Source organism: Ralstonia sp. ASV6, from assembly GCF_016429285.1.
In the GTDB taxonomy this organism is placed as follows: Bacteria; Pseudomonadota; Gammaproteobacteria; order Burkholderiales; family Burkholderiaceae; genus Ralstonia; species Ralstonia flaminis.
Window position 1 is genome coordinate 36,554 of sequence record NZ_JAELUI010000002.1, and the last position, 19,972, is coordinate 56,525.

The following is a 19,972-nucleotide window of genomic DNA, read 5'->3' on the forward strand; positions in this document are numbered from 1 at the left end:
TAGTTGCAATATCAGCAGTACCGTGCGCCGGCCGCATGTTTTCACATCAGCCGCCACACCCGCCAGGTCATGACTGCCTGGTGCCAATCGAGGGCCGGATTCCGGCCCTTTGTCATTTCTGCGGTGCCTATTTTGCGCAACCCGTTGCGTGCCGCGGCATCCTCTTTTCTCCTCTGGGGGGCACCCAACCGCGCTGCGGTTGTCTTCTCTCCCGCCTGTGCTTTACTGAAAAAGCCGCGATCACCCATACACAGATACCGCGCGTATTTCCGCTGCATGGAAGGCGCACAGCGGGCACCCGGCGACCATCCCCCAAGGAGACTTCCATGGCGATCAGCCTCAAGCTGTCGGTCAACGGTGCGCCTGTCACCGTGAGTGTCGAACCCCATACCCTGTTGGTCCAATTGCTGCGCGAGCACCTGCGCCTGACCGGTACGCACGTTGGCTGCGACACCGCGCAGTGCGGCGCCTGCACGGTGCACATGAACGGACGCGCGGTGAAGTCATGCAACATCCTGGCCGTCCAGGCTGACGGCGCCGAGGTGACCACCATCGAAGGACTATCGAAGGATGGTGCGCTGCACCCAATGCAGGAAGCCTTTCGCGAGTGCCATGGCCTGCAATGCGGCTTCTGCACCCCCGGCATGGTGATGGCGGCAACCGCTCTGGTAGCACAGCATCCGCATCCGGATGAACACACAGTGCGCGAGCAGCTTGACGGCAATCTGTGCCGCTGCACCGGCTATCACAACATCGTGCGCGCCGTGATGAAAGGTGCCGAAGCCATGGCCGAGGACAGCAACGACGCCTCCCTGCAAAGCCTGGCCGCCGCGCGCGCCCACGCCGCCTGACCCCAGCGAGGAGACCACCATGAACGCTCCCGCAGAACCCAACAACCACCTGATCGGCGCGTCCGTCAAGCGCAAGGAAGACTTCCGCTTCCTGACCGGCGCCGGACAGTACACCGACGACATCGTCCAGGCCCATCAGTCCTATGCGGTGTTCCTGCGCTCGCCGTATGCGCATGGACGCATCAAGCACATCAACGCGGATGCGGCACGCGCGCATCCGGGCGTGCTGGCCGTGCTCACCGGCGACGACCTGGCCGCTGACAAGGTCAACGGCTTGCCCTGCGGTTGGCTGATCCACAGCATTGATGGCACGCCGATGAAGGAGCCGCCCCACCCTGTGCTCGCGCAAGGCAAGGTGCGCCACGTGGGCGACCAGGTGGCGCTGGTGGTGGCCGAATCGGTGAAGATCGCCAAGGACGCCGTCGAGATGATCGACGTGGAGTACGACGAACTGCCCGCCGTGGTGGACACCACCACCGCAGACACCGCCGGTGCCGCCGTGCACGACGACGTGCCCGACAACACCTGCTACACCTGGGGCCACGGCGACAAGGCCGCCACTGACGCCGCTTTCGCCAAGGCCGCGCACGTGACGCAGCTCGATATCGTCAACAACCGGCTGATTCCGAACGCGATCGAGCCACGTGCCGTCAACGCCAGTTACTCGCGCCAGGACGACAGCTACACGCTCTACGTCGCCAACCAGAACCCGCACGTGGAACGTCTGCTCATGTCGGCGTTCGTACTGGGCCTGACTGAAGCCAAGGTGCGCGTGATTGCGCCGGACGTGGGCGGCGGGTTCGGCTCGAAGATTTTTCTGTACCCGGAAGACGTGGCGCTCACATGGGCATCGAAAAAGGTTGGCCGGCCGATCAAGTGGACGGCTGAGCGTTCCGAATCCTTTCTGACCGACGCGCATGGCCGTGACCACGTCACGCATGCCGAACTGGCGATGGATGCGCAAGGCAACTTCCTTGCCATGCGTGTGCACACGACCGCCAACATGGGGGCGTACCTATCGACGTTTGCCAGCAGCGTGCCGACCATTCTGTACGCGACGCTGCTGGCCGGGCAGTACAAGACGCCGGCCATCTATGCCGAGGTGAAGGCGGTCTTCACCAATACTGCACCGGTTGACGCGTATCGAGGTGCCGGGCGGCCGGAAGCCACGTATGTGGTCGAACGGCTGGTCGAAACCGCCGCGCGTGAAATGCAAATCGACCCTGCAGAACTGCGCCGCCGCAACTTCATCCGCACCTTCCCGTACGCCACGCCGGTGGGCCTGACCTATGACACCGGCGACTACGAGCCCCTCCTGCAGCGCGCCATCGAACTGGCCGACGTCAAGGGCTTTGCTGCCCGCCGAGACGCATCACGCGCCAAGGGTCGGCTGCGCGGCATGGGCTACTCCTGCTACATCGAGGCGTGCGGGCTGGCGCCGTCCAATATCGCTGGGGCGCTGGGGGCACGGGCTGGCCTGTTTGAAGCCGGCGAGATCCGCGTGCATCCGACGGGCTCCGTCACGGTGTTCACCGGCTCGCACAGCCACGGCCAGGGCCATGAGACGACCTTTGCGCAAGTGGTGGCGGATCGCCTGGGCGTGCCCATTGAGAACATCGAGATCGTGCACGGCGATACCGGCCGCATCCCCTTCGGCATGGGCACCTATGGCTCGCGCTCGATTGCCGTAGGCGGCTCGGCCATCATGAAGGCGCTCGACAAGATCGAATCCAAGGCCAAGAAGATCGCCGCGCATCTGCTGGAGGCGTCCGCCGAGGACATCGAGTTCAAGGACGGCGTCTTCCGCGTGGCCGGCACCGATCGCACCAAGACCTTTGGCGAAGTCGCGCTCACTGCCTACGTGCCGCACAACTACCCGCTCGACAAGCTCGAACCCGGGCTGGATGAAAACGCCTTCTACGACCCGACCAACTTCACCTACCCAGCCGGCGCGTACATCTGCGAGGTGGAAGTGGACCCCGATACGGGTGAAGTCCACATCGACCGTTTTGTTGCGGTGGACGACTTCGGCAACATCATCAACCCGATGATCGTCGAGGGGCAGGTGCATGGGGGGCTCGGCCAGGGCATCGGCCAGGCGCTGCTGGAGCGCTGCGTATATGACGAAACCGGCCAACTGCTGACCGGCTCGTACATGGATTACGCAATGGCCCGCGCCGGCGACTTGCCGAGCTTTACGGTGGAAACCGCCAAGGGCACACCGTGCACGCACAACCCACTGGGCGTGAAGGGCTGCGGAGAGGCCGGTGCGATCGGCTCACCGCCAGCGCTCATCAACGCCATCGTCGACGCGCTGGCGCCACTGGGCGTGAAAGACATCCAGATGCCCGCCACGCCCCACCGTGTCTGGCAAACCATTCAAGCGGCCAAGGCCTAGGTAGAGGAGCCCACCATGTACGACTTCGAGTACCAGAAAGCCACCGACGCCCAGACCGCTGTCACCGCCCTGAAGACGCACGCAGACGCCAAGTACCTCGGCGGCGGGCAGAGCCTGCTGGCGGCGATGAAGCTGCGGCTGGCACAACCCTCCACGCTGGTGGATGTCACGCGCATTCCCGGCATGTTGGGCATCCGTTCGCAGCCGGGCGTGATCACCATGGGCGCGGCCACGCGCCATGCCGATGTGGCTGAGAGCGACGAGATTCTCCGCATGCTGCCCGCGCTGGCGGAACTCGCCGGTGGCATCGGCGACAGACAGGTGCGCGCCATGGGTACGCTGGGCGGCTCGCTCGCCAACAACGACCCCGCTGCATGCTACCCAGCTGCCGTGCTGGGGCTGAATGCCACCGTCGTCACTGAGCGGCGCAACATCGCGGCGGACGACTTCTTCCTCGGCATGTATGAAACAGCGCTGGCTGCGGATGAACTCATCACCGAGGTGCAGTTTCCCGTGCCGGACCAGGCCGCGTACGTGAAATTCCGCAACCCGGCCTCGCGCTTTGCACTGGTGGGTGTGTTTGTCAGCCGCAAGGGCAACAACGTGCGCGTGGCAGTCACAGGAGCGGCGTCGTGCGTATTCCGCTGTACACCGCTGGAGCAGGCACTGGCGGCCAACTTCACCTCGGAGGCGGCGCGCAAGGTGGTGGTATCGGCTGATGATCTGGTGGGCGATCTGCATGCCTCGCCGGAATATCGGGCGCACCTGATCCCGGTGCTGGCAGCCCGCGCCGTGGAGCACGCACTGGCCAAACACCACTAAGGAGCGGCATGCCCGTCGACTCCATCGACGACTGCATCGCGCAATTGCAGGACCAGGGCTATTTCGCCAGCCGTGAGTTGGCGACAGCCCTGTTCCTCGCGCTGCGCATGCAGCGGCCGCTGTTTCTGGAAGGCGAACCCGGCGTCGGCAAGACCGAACTGGCGAAGGCCGCGGCCGGGCTGCTCGGCACGACGCTGCTGCGGCTGCAATGCTACGAAGGGCTGGACACCGCCAGCGCCCTCTACGAATGGGACTACCCGCGCCAGATCATGGCGCTGCGCCTGGCCGAAGCGGCGGGTGAAAAACCCCGTGCCGACACGCTCTACCGAGATGAATTCCTCCTCAAGCGCCCACTATTGCAAGCGCTGCTGCCCGACCCCGCGCATCCCAACACGCCCCGCGTCCTGCTGATTGACGAGATCGACCGCGCCGACGAACCGTTCGAGGCGTTCCTGCTGGAGCTGCTGTCCGATTTTCAGGTGTCGATTCCGGAGTTCGGCACGGTACGCGCACAAGTCATTCCGTTGGTCATCATGACCTCAAACCGCACGCGAGAGGTGCACGACGCGCTCAAGCGGCGCTGCCTGTATCAATGGATTGGGTATCCGGACAAAGCGCGCGAGTTGCAGATCGTGGCGCAGCGCGCGCCCGAGGCTGCCGCCAGATTGCAGCAGCGCGCGGTGGACTTCGTGCACCGCCTGCGCGGCATTGATCTGTTCAAAGCCCCCGGCATAGCTGAGGCCATCGACTGGTGCCGTGCACTGGCAGCGCTCAACGTGACGGAGTTGGATCCGCAATCGGTGCAGGACACGCTGGGCGTGCTGCTCAAGTACCAAGACGACCTGGCCCGCGTGGATGCGCCGACCATCCAGCAACTGCTGGCCGCACCTGCGCTGCCGGAGTCACCATGAACACGTTGGCCGCGCCGTTACCGCCTCAGTTGCCCACCCTCGCCCGCAACGTGACGCACTTTGTGCGCCTGTTGCGCAACGCCGGCATGCCGCTCGCGCCCTCGCGCGCCGTAGATGCCATTGAAGCCATGGGCCATATCGACATTGGCCGCCGAGACGACGTCAAAGCCGCGCTGACCGCTTTGCTGGTCTCGCACCCGGACGAGCGCACGCTGTTTGATGCCGCATTCAACGTGTTCTGGCGCGACCCGGATTGGGAGGGCAAGCTGCGCGCCCTGCTGCTGCCGAAGGTGCGTGGCGGCATTCCACCCGCGCGTAGCAACCGCTTGGCTGATGCGCTGCGCGCGCAGCCGTCGACCAACCTGCCACCCGGCCCCAAGCCCGACGGCGAGCGGCACGACATCGTTGCGCCGATGGCGTTTTCTGCAAACGAAGCGCTGCGCACGCGCGACTTCGACACGCTCAACGCCGCCGAGTGGCGCACGCTGCAGCATATGATCCGGCGCCGGCGGGTGCATCTGGCGCAAGAGCGCACACGTCGGCTGAAAGCCGCCTCACGCGGGCGCCATCCGGACCTGCGCGCGACCGCGCGTCAGGCCGTGCGCGCCGGTGGCGACTGGACAGGCTGGAAGTACCGTCAGCCGGTCGACCGCACGCCCCCGCTCGTGCTGCTGCTCGACATCTCCGGCTCGATGAGCCGCTATTCGCGCGCGGTGCTGTACTACTGCCACGCGCTGCTGCAATCGCGCGAGCGCATCCAGGCCTTTCTGTTCGGCACGCGGCTGACGAACGTGTCGCGGCATCTGCGCGAGCGTGATCCGGACATCGCCGTGCAAGCCATCGCGCAGCTCGTGCCGGACTGGTCCGGCGGCACGCGCATCGGGGCAGCCCTGGCCGAGTTCAACCGCCGCTGGGCGCGCCGCACACTGTCTGGCCGAGCCACCGTGCTCCTCGTGACCGACGGTCTGGACCACGAACACATCGACCTGCTCGACACCGAGATGGCCCGCCTGGCACGCTTTGCTCACCGTATCGTCTGGCTCAACCCACTGCTGCGCTTTGCTGGCTTCGAGCCCCGGGCACGCGGCGTGCGGGCCATCCTGCCGCACGTCGACGCGATGGTGCCGGCGCATCATTTCGACAGCCTGGCGGCGCTGGAGCAGGAACTGGCGCACGCTCGCCGCGCCCCGTTTCCTCACCCCCTGCGCCCTGAGCGCTCCCCCTCCCCAGCCCTTCCGACCGCACCATGGAACTAGCCCAGACCCATCTCCTGCCCGTACCCCTGCAGACCGCCTGGGATGCGCTCAACGATCCCGCCGTGCTGCAGCGCTGTATCCCGGGCTGCGAGAGCATCACCGCGGCCGGCGACAACGCCTACGAGGTCGCGATGACGGCGGCCGTCGGCCCTGTCAAGGCGCGGTTCAAAGGGCGCATGGAGCTCACCGATATGGCGCCGCCGCGCAGCTACACCCTGCACTTCGACGGCCAGGGCGGCGCCGCAGGTTTCGGCAAAGGCAATGCGCAAGTGGAGCTCGCGCCCGAGGGGCCAACGGTCACGCGGCTGTCCTACACCGCCAATGCACAGGTGGGCGGCAAGCTCGCGCAGATCGGCTCACGCTTGATTGACGGCGCTGCACGCAAATTGGCTGACGAATTCTTCCAGCGTTTTGCGGCAGAATTCGGCCCCGCTTCCGATGGCGCGGCCGCGCTCGGCAACCAGCCCGCCGAACATGCCATTCCAGATATTGCCGCCGGCGAACTGAGGGCACACGGGGCACCACCTGCTGCCGATACGGCGCCGATCATCAGTCCCGCCGTGCAGCCTCGCAATCCGTGGCCGTGGATCATCGTGGCTGCAGTGGCCGTGGCGGCGGCCTACCTGTTTTTGCACCACGGGGCATAATCGGGCATCCCCCGCATTGAATACCGCGCATAAGCGTAGGAAACGCATCATGGACAGCGTCGATCTTGAAGTCTTGAAAACCAGCGTGCGCTGGCTGGAACAGGGGCGGCGTGTGCTGCTCGTCACCGTTGTGAAGACCTGGGGCTCATCGCCCCGGCCTGAAGGCGCCATGCTCGCCCTGCGCGACGATGGTGTCGTCGTCGGCTCGGTGTCGGGCGGCTGCATTGAAGACGACCTCATCGACCGCGTGCGCCGCGAAGGCCTGCAGCAGGTCAAGCCTGAGGCCGTCAAATACGGCATCAGCGCTGAAGAGGCGCACCGCTTCGGCCTGCCCTGCGGCGGCACGCTCCAGCTCGTGCTGGAGCCGCTGAACGCCGCCAGCGGCCTGGATGCCCTGCTGCACGCCGTGGAAGCCGGCCAGCTTGTCGCCCGCACGCTCGACATGACCACGGGCGCAACGCAGCTGCAGCACGCCACCGTGACCGATGGCCTGCAGTTTGATGAAGAACGCCTCGTCACCATTCACGGCCCGCGCTATCGGATGCTCGTCATCGGCGCGGGGCAGCTCTCGCGCTATCTATGCCAGATTGCCGTGGGCCTGGACTATCAGGTGACCGTGTGCGACCCGCGTGAAGAGTACAGCGAAGAATGGGATATCCCGGGCGTCGCGATGGTCCGCACCATGCCCGACGACACGGTCATGGCCATGAAGATGGATGAACGCTGTGCCGTCATCGCCCTCACGCACGACCCCAAGCTCGACGACCTGGCGCTCATGGAAGCGCTCAAGACGCCTGCCTTCTACGTGGGCGCGCTCGGCAGCCGCCGCAATAACGCCAGCCGCCGCGAACGCCTGAAAGAGTTCGACCTGACCGAGTCCGAACTGGCACGCCTGCATGGCCCGGTCGGCATCTACATCGGCAGCCGCACGCCACCGGAGATCGCCATCTCCATCCTGGCCGAGGTGACGGCTGCCAAGAACGGCGTTTCGCTACCGACCCTCCTGCAGGTGGAAGGGGCCAAGGCCGCGCGCGAAATTGCGGCCAATGGCACGTCCAGCTGCGCAGTGCCGCATGCCTAAAGTCAACCTTCTAGCGCGAAAGGTCTACAAAAGGGCGTGCCGAAAGGCGCTTGAAAGGTTACATTCTTATAAATCGCTGATTCTGCGCGGCGTCTGACCGCACCGCGTAACACCTGTCACGCGGCACGGCGAGTCTCGCACCTTGCGCGCCCTGCAGATGCGCCCGTTTGGGGCATGCGCGCACCACCAGCGTTCCGTGTCCGCACATGCGGCACCGATGCGGTTATTGGCAGGCGGGTTGGTCGCTCGCTTCGCACTTCAAAGATTTCGAGCTTTCTCGCATGAGTATTCTGCTAACCGGCGCGACCGGTTTTGTGGGCGGCGCTATTGCCGCAGATCTGTCCGCCAAGGGTCTACTGGGCGACACGCGCTTTGCCGTGCGCGGCGACACGCCCGCGGATGGGCTCACGCGCCTGCGCAACAACCTGCGCCGGTTCCAGTTGCCGCAAGCCGTGCTGGACGGCATCACCGAATCGCAGATCGTGCTGTTCGACCTGCGCGACGCCGGCCAGGCCAAGCTGGGCGATCCGGAAGTCATCATCAACTGCGCAGCACTGGCAACGTTCTCGAACCATCCGTCGCTATGGGATACCAACGTGGGCGGCGTGCTGGCGCTGGGCCGGCTGGCTGCGCAGGGCTCACGCCTCAAGCGTTTCCTGCAGATCGGCACAGCCATGTCGTGCGGCCAACTGGCCAATCGCCATGTAGACGAAAGCTGGGATGTGCCGCCGATCGAGCAGCACGCCGTGCCCTATACGTATTCCAAGGGGATGGCCGAGTTGAAGCTGCGCGAAGTCGTGCCCGAGTTGCCGCTGGTGGTGGTACGGCCGTCCATCGTGGTCGGTCACAGCACGCTGGGCTGCGAGCCCTCGGGCAGCATCTTCTGGATGCTGCGCATGGTGGCCATGCTGGAGACCTTCAGCTGTCAGCTGTCGGACCGTGTAGACATCCTGCCGGTGGACGACTGCGCCGAGGCCATCGTCAGGCTGGCGACCAAGCCCACGCTGGCGCACGACCTGTACCACATCAGTGCCGGCGATGCGAACTCCGAGCGCATCGAAACGCTGTACCCGCGCTTCAAGCGCTGCAAGACCCCGGAAGAAGACGCCCAGGCGCTCGCCGGGTACGTGTATCAGGAAAAAATCGCTGAGAAAGCACTGGCGCGTAAATTCCTGAGCATGACGGGTGACGGCAATGTGCGACTGGTTGCGCGCTGCATCCACCTGTATGCCAAGTTCGCCAGCATGAGCTACGTGTTCGACAACACGCGACTGGTGCAGGAGACCGGCTTCCAGCCGCGCTCCCTGCTCGCCTACCTCGACCGCTGCCTCGATACGTCGGACGCCGTGCCGATTCCCGAGCAGATGCAGTGGGACTATAAGTAGCCGTCTGGCCTATCCGGCTCGCACGGCGTGTCATGGCGCCGTGCTATAACCATCGGCGCCTCATTTAGCACCTGAGCAAGACTCCGGTCTGCATAACAAGGAGCCGCCGATGCAGCTGCAAGCCCTCATTCATCTCAATTTCGCCACGTTGCTGGATTCGTTCATCAGCCTTGCCGCCGCGTTTGCGCTCGGCTCGCTGATCGGCTTCGAGCGGCAGGTCAGGCAGCGGACGGCGGGCTTGCGCACCAATGCGCTGGTGGCGGTGGCGGCGGCAGCCTTCGTTGATATGGCCGCGCAGATCGGCACCGCATCGGATACCACCCGCGTGATTGCCTACGTGGTCTCGGGTGTGGGCTTCCTGGGTGCCGGCACCATCATGAAGGAAGGGCTGAACGTGCGTGGGCTGAATACCGCTGCCACGCTGTGGGGCTCGGCCGCCGTAGGCGCGGCGGCGGGCTCGGACCTGATCGGCCAGGCCGTGTTGATCTCGTTGTTCGTGCTGGCCTCCAACATCCTGCTGCGGCCCGTGGTGAACCGCATCAACCGCACGCCGCTGGATAACCAAGCCAGCGAAGTCACGTACACGATGTGCGTGATCTCCACCAGCAATCGCCAGAAGGAGGCCCTGGCCGATCTGGAGCGCCTGCTGGAAGAAGCCAGCTATCCCGTCAGCGATCTGTCGGTCGAGCCCTTTGGCGAAGACCACGTGGAAATCGAAGCCATGCTGATGTCCACCGCGGTGAATGCCTCCGAGCTGGACCGCATCGTCAGTGCACTGCAAGCACAGCCGCACATCGCCCAGGCGTTCTGGAACCCGAGCACGACGGAGTAGCCGCTGCGCTTAAAGCTCCTGTGTGGCCGCCAGGGCGATGATCTTGGCCCAGCGCTTCGCTTCCTGGCGATTGCGCATCGGAATCTGCCAATCCGCCTGCGCCTGATGTTTCAGGCGCAGCACAAGAGACCACGCGCCGTCGCGCTCAACCGCATCGGCACCGGCAATATCAGCAAAGAGGAATCGCGCGTCCTGGGCATGCAGACGCAATGACCCGCGCTTTTGTTCGGCATCAACAGCAATCTGCCCCCAGCTTCCGCTCAAGGACACAACCCGCTGGCCCTTCACGTTGACGCCATGCACCGCACGGTGGCGGCGGATCAGGCTGACGACGGCCCCGGTGATGAGCGCTGCCGCGGTCAATACCGCAGCGCCGCCCGCGATGGCCCCGTACGCTGCTGCAACCGATACGTACAGCCGGACTGCGCCGTAGATGAGCAGACCAACCAGCGCAAACGCAGCAATGATGAACGGCATGGCGTGATTCCTTGATCCTTGAATAAGCGTTCCGGTTATATCAACCGAAACGGCGTTCAAGGCAAGTCATTGCCACACATGCCGATCAAAACGACCGCTTGTATCCAATCCGGTGTCGATATGCTTACGCCAGCCGGAAGGCTGCGATAGCGGCGTTCAGCACCTGCGCCTGTTCTTCCAGCGACTCGGCCGCTGCGGCCGCCTGCTCCACCAGCGCAGCGTTCTGCTGCGTGGCTTCGTCCATCAGCGTGACAGCCTTGTTGACCTGCTCGATGCCCGAGCTTTGCTCGTTGGAGGCGGCTGCAATCTCGCCCATGATGTCGGTCACACGGCGGATGGAGGCGACGATGTCTTCCATGGTGGTGCCGGCACGCTCGGCCAGCGCACTACCCGTCTCCACCTTGGACAGCGAGGCCTCGATCATCTCCTTGATCTCCTTGGCCGCCGCGGCGCTGCGCTGCGCGAGGTTGCGCACTTCACCGGCCACCACGGCAAAGCCACGGCCTTGCTCGCCTGCGCGAGCGGCCTCCACGGCGGCGTTCAGCGCCAGGATGTTGGTCTGGAAGGCAATGCCGTCAATCACACCGATGATCTCGGACACCGTGCGCGAGGACGCGCTGATCTCGCGCATGGTCGCCACCACGTCGGTCACCACTGCACCGCCCTGGCTGGCCACGTGGGATGCACTGTCAGCCAGTTGGCTGGCCTGACGGGCGTTGTCCGCGTTCTGGCGCACGATGGAGGTCATCTCTTCCATGCTGGATGCGGTTTCCTCCAGCGAGCTGGCCTGCTCTTCCGTGCGCTGCGAAAGATCGGCATTGCCGGCAGCAATCTGCTTGGTGGCCGCGCCGATCGATTCGGAACCGGTGCGCACACGGCGCACGGTATCGGTCAACGCGCCCTGCATGCGGGCCAGACCTTCGAGCAGGCGGCCCATCTCGTCCTGACGGTCAACACGCACGGGCTGCGTCAGATCGCCTGCGGCGATGCGGTCAAACTGTGCCAGCGTGGCGTTCAGCGGGCCGACAATGGCGCGCAGCAGCGACCATGCGCACACCAACGCCACCAGCAACGCAAAAACGATGGCGGCAATCACGATCATGCGGAAACGCGCGTAGGCCTCGCGCGATTCATCGTAGTTGGCTTTGGAAAAGGCCAGCTGTTTCTTGCTCAGCGCCAGGCTGGTGTCATTCGAATCGCGGAAGGCCTTGGAGACGCCCTTCTCCATGATCTTGTCGGCCGTGGCGCGGTCACCGGCGCGCAGTGCCTTGATGATGTCGCGCAGCGTGCCTGATGCGGCTTCACGCTTGGTGGCGACTTCCTTGGCCAGGCGCTCCTCCTCATCGTCGCGCGGCAGGGCCAGGTACTTCTTCCATGCCTCGTCCGAGCGGGTGATCAGCTCTTCGGTGCGGTCAAGCAACTGCATGGCGCCCTTGTCTTCCGGGTACAGCATCGCCTTGTCGAGCGCGGTGCGTGCGCGGGTGAGACTCAGGTCGGATTCGCCCAGGGCAAGCGCAGACGGAAACTGGTTGGTGAACGTCTGTTCATGTGCGCGATTGGCATCACGCAGGCCAAGCAGCCCAGCCACACCAATCAGTAAGGCCAGCAGAAACAGGATGGAAACCGTGAGCACCAGGCGGGTGCGGATGGTCAATCGGGCAGACATGGGCGCGGCGAAGGTAACGTGCGCGGCTTCTCACGCAGGCGCGACGATCGCGCCGGGCGGCCGGCTACCTTGGCACTATCGGTCGCCCGCGGCGGGAACTTGAGGGCGGCATGCACAATGCATCACCTGACACCGCCCCTGGCTCAAGGCTTTAGCCTGCCTTGCCCTTGCGCGCCTGCCGATAGTCCTCCGCAAACTCGGCCCACTGCTTGAGCGACACCTTCCGCCCGTGCGTGGCCAGCTTGAGCGCGGATTTGCGCCACGCCGTGCCGGCTGCATAGTCCTGCACAGCCTCGACCAGATCAGTCCCGAGGCGGCCGCAACTGCGCAGATGACACCACGCGGCCACACGGGCCATGGTCTGCAGCGCGTCGTCCAGATTGGCGACGACGTGCTTGCCGGAGCCCAACTCCACGCGATCAGCCGTGGGTTGCAGGCTTTTGACCACGTACGACTTCGGCTTTTCACCCTTGGCTCCGTAGACGACGCCGCGCAGCAACGCCGGTGAAATCGCCTGCGAGATGCGCTGGATGCCAACCACACGCCCTGCCTCGCTATGCCACGGCGCCACGCTGCATGCGTCGCCCAGCACGCCGGCCCAAACGCTCGGTACGGAGAGCTTGATGTCGATCAGACGCAGGGTGTCGGGGGCGTTCTCGGGGCGGGCCAGCACCGAATAGCGTTCCAGCCCCAGGCTGCCCGTGCCGGCAATGCGACGCGCGACATCCACAGCAACGAAGCGTTGGCCGTGTCCGTTCCCCTGCTCGGAATACGCCTGGAGAATGCGGCGCGCGCGTTGGGCCTCTTCCTTGCTGGCACGCAATGTGCGGCGCCCATCGATGCGCAGGTTGATCTGGTTACCGTTACGCTCGGTGCGCTCGGCCAGATACGTCGCGCGGTTGCGCCTGCGCAGGCCGCGCAGCAAAGTACGCACGATGCCGGTGGCGGTGGCGCGCTCAACCCAGCGTGGCTTGCCGTCGACCAGCGCCGCAGCATAGGTATCGAGAAACCGCCGGCAGAGGTTGTTTGCGTCTTCATCAGCCAGCTTCCAGCTACATGCGGCCACCTGCAGGCTCGACAGCACGCGCACGAGGTCAACGGTAAACGGCGCGGTCAGTGCTTCGTCAAAATCGTTCATGTCGAAGTAGACCAGGCCGTTATCGCCCTTGAAGCTGCCGAAGTTCTCCAGGTGCAGATCGCCGCAGACCAGCGTGCGGGGCGCTTCGTGCATGAGCGGCGCATCGATCATCGATGCCGCATACAGATTGTTGGTGCCGCGAAAGAATGAGAACGGATCGGCGGCGATGGCAGCCAGCTTGCGCGTGAGGCGCTCCGGGTCTCGCCCGGCGTTGTACTCAAGAATGACGCGGGTACTCTCGTGCATGGTCGGCCTTATCGATTGTTGGAGTGGAGTGTGAGATCAACGTGTGCATGCAGGCCACTGGGCTAAGCGTGGACGACACCGCGGCCCATCTGCCCCTTGCCCTTCGGGTTGGCCCGAGTGGGGGCCATCTGCTTTGTCGGCTTGCAATGGGAATGCTCCCTTGCAAGGCGTCCTTCGCGCATCTGGCCCCCACTCGGACCGACATGCGCACGCTTCATAGGTAGACAGCCCCATGCCCTCGAAAATCGAAGATTACGCCCTGATCGGCGATTGCGAAACCGCTGCGCTGGTCTCTCGCAACGGTTCCATCGACTGGCTATGCTGGCCCCGGTTCGATTCAGGCGCCTGTTTTGCCGCCCTGCTGGGCACGCCTGATCATGGCCGCTGGCAGATCGCGCCACAATGTGCCGCTGGTCGTGTCAACCGGCGTTACCTGCCTGGCACGCTTGTGCTGGAGACCATTTTCGAGACTGACACCGGCACCGTCAGCCTGACCGACCTGATGCCCGTACGCCTGCCGGGCACGCCCAGCGCGCGCGACGATACGTCGGATCTCGTGCGCATCGTGCGGGGCATTTCGGGTGCGGTTGCCATGCGCATGGACCTGACGTTGCGCTTCGACTACGGCACCTCTGTGCCGTGGGTCAGTCGCGTGGTCGAAACCACCGGTGCCCCTGCCAACAGCGCATGCGACAACGCCGACTGCGTACTGCGAGCCATTGCCGGCCCCGACATGGTGACGCTGCGCACGCCGGCCCCGCTCCGCGGCGAGAACCTCTCCACCGTGGCCGAATTTACGGTGGCCGAAGGCGAGGCCATACCTTTCGTGCTGACGCACTCTCCTTCGCATCTACCGCTGCCGGCGTCCATCGACGCACTGGAAGCCCAGCTCGACATCGAGGCGCGCTGGCGCGCGTGGTCGAGTCGGTGCCAGGGCGCCGATGAATGGACGGAGGCTGTCGAGCGCTCGCTTATCACGCTCAAGGCGCTGACGTATCACCGTACCGGCGGCGTGGTCGCCGCGCCCACCACATCGCTGCCCGAACAGCTTGGTGGCGTACGCAACTGGGATTACCGCTATTGCTGGCTGCGCGACGCCACCCTCACGCTGCTCGCCCTCATGAACGCCGGCTATTACGATGAGGCACGCGCCTGGCGCGCCTGGCTTGAACGCGCCATCGCCGGTAGTCCTGCGCAAGTGCAGATCATGTACGGCATTGCCGGTGAACGCCGTCTGGGCGAATGGACCGTCCCCTGGCTGCCCGGCTATGAAGGCGCACAACCCGTGCGCGTTGGCAATGCAGCAGCGCAGCAGCTCCAATTCGATGTCTACGGTGAACTGATGGATGCGCTTTACCTTGCCCGCAAGGGCGGCCTGGCGGGTGATGACGCATCCTGGTACTTGCAAGTCGCACTGATGACGCATCTGGAAGACATCTGGCAGTCCCCCGACGAAGGCATCTGGGAGGTGCGTGGCCCATCCCAGCACTTCACGCATTCCAAGGTGATGGCGTGGGTGGCGTTTGACCGCGCCGTCAAAAGCATCGAGCAATTTGGCGTGGAAGGCCCCCTTGAGCGCTGGCGCGCGGTGCGCGACCGCATTCATGCTGAGGTCTGCACGCGTGGCATCCACCCACGCCGCGGCTGTTTCGTGCAGAGCTACGGCGGCGAAGAGGTGGATGCCGCTTTACTGATGCTGCCGCTGGTTGGCTTCCTGCCCGCAACGGACACGCGCATCCAGGCCACGGTGCGCGCCATCGAGGACGATCTGCTCGTCGATGGTCTCGTACGCCGCTATCGCACGGAGGCCGTGGCGGATGGACTGCCCGAGGGCGAAGGCGTCTTCCTTGCGTGCAGCTTCTGGTATGTCGACAACCTCGTCCTCCAGGGCCGCAATGAAGAAGCCCGCGCGTTGTTCGTGAAGCTGCTGGCGCTGCGCAATGACGTGGGCTTGCTCTCGGAAGAGTACGACCCGCGCACGCGACGGTTGACGGGCAACTTTCCCCAGGCGTTCTCGCATATCGCTTTGGTGAACTCGGCGTTGGCGCTGTCGGCCGCGGCCAACCATGTCAGTCAACGGGCAAGCATCTAGAAAACTGAATCCGCCGTCCCGGTAGAATGGCGGCCCAACCGATTCAACTGCCCCCCGCCATGCCCGACGACATCTCCAGTGCGCCCGAAAGCACCCTGCTCGGCCGCCCCGACAGCCCGTGCGTTGGCATCTGCTCAACCCTCTTCGATGAGGTCTGCCAAGGCTGCGGGCGCACCCAGCTGGAAGTCAGCAATTGGGTGTTCATGACCGATGACGAGCGCAACGCCGTCTGGACGCGCATCCTGGCCGAAGGCACAGCCCAGGGCTACAACGCTGACGGCAGCCGCAAGTAAGCCCCAAAAGAAAACCCGGCCGAAGCCGGGTTTTTTGTTGATGCAGCAGGCGCGTCAAGCCGTCTGAGCGGGCTTGAGCTGCAGCGCCTTGTACTCCAGGAACTCCTCCAGCCCGTACTTGCCGTTCTCGCGCCCGTTGCCGGACTGCTTGTAGCCGCCAAACGGCGCCTGCATGTTGAACGGCCCACCGTTGATGTCGACCTGCCCCGTACGAATGCGTCGCGCCACGCGAATCGCCCGCGCCTCATCCCCCGACCACACGCCGCCGCCCAGGCCGTAGATGCTGTCGTTGGCGATGCGGATGGCGTCATCCTCGTTGTCGTAGCAGATCACGGTGAGCACCGGGCCGAAGATCTCTTCGCGCGCTACGGTGTCCGTGGTCTTGACGTTGCCCAGCACGGTCGGCTTGACGAAGAAGCCGGTGGACAATCCCTCCGGAGCATCGGTACCACCGGCGATGAGTTCAGCCCCCTCTTCCAGACCCTTGCGGATGTAGCCCAGCACACGATCGCGCTGCACGGCGGAGATCAGTGGGCCCAGGCGCGTGGTCTCCTGCGCGGGGTCGCCCGGCACGTAGCTCGCCGCAAATTGCGCGGCCAGCGCCTTGACCTCTTCATACTTCGCACGGGGCACCAGCATGCGGGTGTGCGCCGAGCAGGTCTGCCCGGAGTTCAGGAAGCACGCCGACAGCGTTCCCTTGACCGCAGCCGACAAATCCGCGTCATCCAGGATTACCGAGGCGGACTTGCCGCCCAGCTCCAGCGCCACACGCTTGACCGATTGCGATGCCAGTTCGGCCACGCGCTTGCCCGCACGCGTCGAGCCCGTGAACGACACCATGTCGACATCCGGATGGCTTGCCAGCACCTCACCCACCACCGGGCCATAGCCGGTAACAAGGTTGAACACGCCCGGCGGCAGGCCAGCTTCTTCAATGACCTCCGCCAGCACAAACGCGTTGAGCGGCGCCACTTCCGACGGCTTGAGCACCACCGTGCAGCCAGCGGCCAGCGCGGGGGCAACCTTCAGCGTGATCTGATTGAGCGGGTAGTTCCATGGCGTGATGGCGCCCACCACACCCACCGGCTCGCGCACCACCAGCGAGTTGGCGACCTGCTCTTCAAATTCAAATTTGCCGAGCAGCTTGGCGAAGTTGCCCCAGTTGAACACCGGGCCGCCCACCTGGATGGCGCGCGCCAGCTTGATCGGCATGCCGACTTCACCGGCAATCAGCTGCGCCAGCTCTTCACTTCGGGCCTTGAGACCGTCGGTGATCTTCTGGATGTACTCGGCGCGCTTGGCCACGGGCGTGGCAGCCCATCCGTCGAACGCAGCGCGGGCGGCCGCCACGGCGGCTTCGGCATCGGCAGCGCTGCCTTCAGGGATCGTCCCCATCACCTCTTCGGTGGCCGAATGAATCACTTCAATGACGCCCTTGCCCTGCGGCGCCACCCACTTGCCATTGATGAAAAGCTTGTCGCGTTGCTGCATCGTTGCTTGTCTCGCTCTGGTGGATGCGCGGTCTGCGCGTTGTGCTATCCGGGTTGTGACTAGGATCGCCGTCGCTACCCGGGCGGTTATGATCGTCCTATTGTAGAGCCAGCAGAGCGCGCACTGCAGACGCGCCGGCCGAGGGAGACACGCATGACCGCCAGCATCTACCAGAAAACCGACAAGGGGCAGGAAGAAATCCGCACGCGCGCCTACCACCTGGATCAGAAACACCGCGCACTGCTGCTGATGGTCAACGGCGAAAAGACCTGCGACGAGATCCTCGTCCAGCTCGCGCCACTGGGCATGAACCAGGCGGTATTCGAAGAACTGGAGCACGCCGGGTATATCCGCTCACACGGGATGTCGGCAACGCCCGCCAAAAGTGAAGCTGCCTCCGCACCAGACACGCCTGCCGCGCCCGTGCCAAGCGCTGCCTCTGGCGAGCGCGGCGTTGAAGGCTATCAGCGCCTCTACCGCTTCTATACCGAGACCATCAGCCGTTACCTCGGCCTGCGCGGCTACCTGCTCGAAATGAAGGTGGAAAAGGCCGGCAATGTGGCCGACCTCGTCGCCCTGCGCGACGCACTCAAGGCCGCACTCGCCAAGGCGCGCGGCGAGCCGGAAGCCGCCAACGTGATCGCCCAGCTTGATCTGCTGATCGACGAGGCGACAGGCTAGAGTTGCACGTGCAGGCAACAAAAAAGGCAGCGCGAAGCTGCCTTTTTTGTGGAGTACGTGTGAGGTACTCAGACCTCCACGCCCTGGCTCTGCAGGTACTCGTCGTAAGTGCCGAGATAGTCGGTCAGCGTGCCGTTCGGGCGCACTTCGATAATGCGCGTGGCCAGGGCACTGATCAATTCGCGGTCATGCGACACGAAGATCAGCGTGCCTTCGAACTTGTCCAGCGCGATCTGCAGCGACTCAATCGACTCCATGTCCATGTGGTTGGTCGGCTCGTCCAGCGCCAGCACGTTGTGGCGGCCCAGCATCAGCTTGCCCCAGATCATGCGGCCCTTCTCGCCACCCGAGAGCACTTTGACGCTCTTCTTGATGTCGTCGGCCGAGAACAGCAGGCGGCCCATCGTGCCGCGCAGGGATTGGTCATCATCACCGGCCTGCGTCCACTGGCTCATCCAGTCCATCAGGTCACGGTCTTCGGGGAATTCTTCGTAGGTGTCCTGCGGCATGTAGCCGACATTGGCGTGCTCGGCCCACTTGACGGTGCCGCCGTCGATCTCGATACCGCGCTGCACGCCGGTCTTGACCGCGCCGTTCAGCAGCGAACGCAGCAGCGTGGTCTTGCCCGCGCCGTTCTCGCCGATGATGGCAATACGCTCGCCGGCACGCACAGCCATGGTCAGGTTGTCGAAAATCTTGCGGTCGTAGGTCTTGCGCGCGTTCTCGGTTTCCACCGCCAGGTTGTGCAGCTTCTTCTCGAACTCGAAGCGCACGAACGGGTTCTGGCGCGACGACGGCTTGATGTCTTCCACCTTAATCTTGTCGATCATCTTCAGGCGCGACGTGGCTTGGCGTGCCTTGGACTTGTTGGCCGAGAAGCGGCGCACGAAGTCCTGCAGGTCGGAGATGCGCTCCTTGGCGCGCGCGTTGGCGGCCTGCAGGCGTTCACGCGCCTGCAGGGAGGCTTCCATGTAGTCGTCGTAGTTGCCCGGATAGACCTTGAGCGTGCCGTAGTCCATGTCGGCCATGTGGGTGCAGACCGAGTTCAGGAAGTGGCGATCGTGGGAAATGATGATCATCGTGGAATTGCGCTCGTTGAGCACCGATTCCAGCCAGCGGATCGTGTTGATGTCGAGGTTGTTGGTCGGTTCGTCCAGCAGCAGCACGTCCGGGTTCGAGAACAGTGCCTGTGCCAGCAGCACGCGCAGCTTCCATCCCGGAGCGACGCCGCTCATCGGGCCGCTGTGCTGGTCGGTCGGGATACCGACGCCCAGCAGGAGCTCACCAGCGCGCGCTTCGGCGGTATAGCCATCGTATTCGGCGTACTTGGCCTCCAGGTCGGCGGCCTTCATGTAGTCGTCGTCGGTGGCTTCCGGGTTGGCGTAGATGGCGTCGCGCTCTTGCGCGGCAGCCCACATTTCGGTGTGGCCCATCATCACCACGTCCAGCACGCGCATGTCTTCGTAGGCGAACTGGTCCTGGCGCAGCTTACCCAGGCGCACGCCCGGTTCCAGCATCACGTTGCCGGCGCTCGGCTCCAGATCACCGCCCAGAATCTTCATGAAGGTCGACTTGCCACAGCCGTTGGCACCGATCAGGCCGTAGCGATTGCCCTCGCCAAACTTGACCGAGATGTTCTCGAACAAGGGCTTGGGCCCGAACTGCATGGTGATGTTGGCGGTGGAAAGCACGTGGAAACCTTGAT

17 protein-coding genes are annotated in these 19,972 nt (G+C 64.6%); 12 read left to right on the forward strand and 5 right to left on the reverse strand.

All coding sequences use genetic code 11. The annotated features are described in order from the left end of the window. Positions 1 to 326 precede the first annotated feature (326 nt). The 9 genes from JHD73_RS00550 to JHD73_RS00590 all read left to right on the forward strand — a co-directional run bounded on the left by JHD73_RS00550 (position 327) and on the right by JHD73_RS00590 (position 10,183). Positions 327 to 851, forward strand: a complete 525-nt coding sequence (locus JHD73_RS00550) for a (2Fe-2S)-binding protein (RefSeq protein ID WP_199026659.1) — start codon at positions 327 to 329, stop codon at positions 849 to 851. A gap of 19 nt (positions 852 to 870) precedes the next feature. After that, positions 871 to 3,249 carry a xanthine dehydrogenase family protein molybdopterin-binding subunit gene (locus JHD73_RS00555; protein WP_199026660.1) on the forward strand — a complete coding sequence of 793 codons (2,379 nt, stop codon included), beginning with the start codon at positions 871 to 873 and terminating at the stop codon, positions 3,247 to 3,249. 15 nt (positions 3,250 to 3,264) lie between these two features. Next, on the forward strand, positions 3,265 to 4,071 hold the full coding sequence (locus JHD73_RS00560) for a xanthine dehydrogenase family protein subunit M (RefSeq protein WP_199026661.1): 807 nt from the start codon (positions 3,265 to 3,267) through the stop codon (positions 4,069 to 4,071). An 8-nt stretch (positions 4,072 to 4,079) separates the two neighbouring features. Next, positions 4,080 to 4,982 (forward strand): MoxR family ATPase, encoded by a 903-nt coding sequence (locus tag JHD73_RS00565; RefSeq protein ID WP_199026662.1) that lies wholly within the window; start codon positions 4,080 to 4,082, stop codon positions 4,980 to 4,982. Continuing rightward, positions 4,979 to 6,238, forward strand: coding sequence for a VWA domain-containing protein (locus JHD73_RS00570; protein ID WP_199026663.1), 1,260 nt, complete (start codon positions 4,979 to 4,981; stop codon positions 6,236 to 6,238). Before JHD73_RS00565 ends, JHD73_RS00570 begins: the two co-directional genes overlap by 4 nt. After that, positions 6,229 to 6,885 carry a CoxG family protein gene (locus JHD73_RS00575; RefSeq protein WP_199026664.1) on the forward strand — a complete coding sequence of 219 codons (657 nt, stop codon included), beginning with the start codon at positions 6,229 to 6,231 and terminating at the stop codon, positions 6,883 to 6,885. The genes JHD73_RS00570 and JHD73_RS00575 overlap by 10 nt, the downstream gene beginning before the upstream one ends. A 49-nt stretch (positions 6,886 to 6,934) precedes the next feature. After that, positions 6,935 to 7,966 (forward strand): XdhC family protein, encoded by a 1,032-nt coding sequence (locus JHD73_RS00580; RefSeq protein WP_199026665.1) that lies wholly within the window; start codon positions 6,935 to 6,937, stop codon positions 7,964 to 7,966. A 281-nt stretch (positions 7,967 to 8,247) separates the two neighbouring features. Next, entirely contained in the window at positions 8,248 to 9,351 is a 1,104-nt protein-coding gene (locus JHD73_RS00585; protein ID WP_199026666.1) for an SDR family oxidoreductase, read from the forward strand. A 109-nt stretch (positions 9,352 to 9,460) separates the two neighbouring features. Further along, complete coding sequence (locus JHD73_RS00590; protein ID WP_199026667.1) at positions 9,461 to 10,183, forward strand: MgtC/SapB family protein; 723 nt, start codon at positions 9,461 to 9,463, stop codon at positions 10,181 to 10,183. Between the two features lie 9 nt (positions 10,184 to 10,192). Here the strand turns inward: JHD73_RS00590 and JHD73_RS00595 are convergent, their stop codons facing one another. From JHD73_RS00595 to JHD73_RS00605, 3 genes are all read right to left on the reverse strand, one after another. Continuing rightward, entirely contained in the window at positions 10,193 to 10,660 is a 468-nt protein-coding gene (locus JHD73_RS00595; RefSeq protein WP_199026668.1) for a hypothetical protein, read from the reverse strand. Between the two features lie 124 nt (positions 10,661 to 10,784). Continuing rightward, positions 10,785 to 12,326, reverse strand: a complete 1,542-nt coding sequence (locus JHD73_RS00600) for a methyl-accepting chemotaxis protein (protein WP_199026669.1) — start codon at positions 12,324 to 12,326, stop codon at positions 10,785 to 10,787. Positions 12,327 to 12,477: 151 nt separating this feature from the next. Further along, positions 12,478 to 13,710, reverse strand: coding sequence for a DUF2252 domain-containing protein (locus JHD73_RS00605; protein WP_199026670.1), 1,233 nt, complete (start codon positions 13,708 to 13,710; stop codon positions 12,478 to 12,480). Between the two features lie 232 nt (positions 13,711 to 13,942). On the opposite strand from JHD73_RS00605, the gene JHD73_RS00610 reads away from it, so the two are divergent. After that, positions 13,943 to 15,802: a glycoside hydrolase family 15 protein gene (locus tag JHD73_RS00610; RefSeq protein ID WP_199026671.1), complete on the forward strand. Its 1,860-nt coding sequence runs from the start codon at positions 13,943 to 13,945 to the stop codon at positions 15,800 to 15,802. A 59-nt stretch (positions 15,803 to 15,861) separates the two neighbouring features. Next, on the forward strand, positions 15,862 to 16,095 hold the full coding sequence (locus tag JHD73_RS00615; protein ID WP_199026672.1) for a DUF1289 domain-containing protein: 234 nt from the start codon (positions 15,862 to 15,864) through the stop codon (positions 16,093 to 16,095). A 54-nt stretch (positions 16,096 to 16,149) separates the two neighbouring features. Here the strand turns inward: JHD73_RS00615 and JHD73_RS00620 are convergent, their stop codons facing one another. After that, complete coding sequence (locus JHD73_RS00620; RefSeq protein WP_199026673.1) at positions 16,150 to 17,586, reverse strand: aldehyde dehydrogenase family protein; 1,437 nt, start codon at positions 17,584 to 17,586, stop codon at positions 16,150 to 16,152. A gap of 153 nt (positions 17,587 to 17,739) precedes the next feature. On the opposite strand from JHD73_RS00620, the gene JHD73_RS00625 reads away from it, so the two are divergent. Next, a complete protein-coding gene (locus JHD73_RS00625) occupies positions 17,740 to 18,267 on the forward strand; it encodes a hypothetical protein (protein WP_199026674.1) in 528 nt (175 codons plus the stop codon). A 68-nt stretch (positions 18,268 to 18,335) separates the two neighbouring features. On the opposite strand, the gene JHD73_RS00630 is transcribed toward JHD73_RS00625, so the two are convergent. Then, on the reverse strand, positions 18,336 to 19,958 hold the full coding sequence (locus JHD73_RS00630) for an ABC-F family ATPase (protein WP_199026675.1): 1,623 nt from the start codon (positions 19,956 to 19,958) through the stop codon (positions 18,336 to 18,338). Between the last annotated feature and the right edge of the window lie 14 nt (positions 19,959 to 19,972).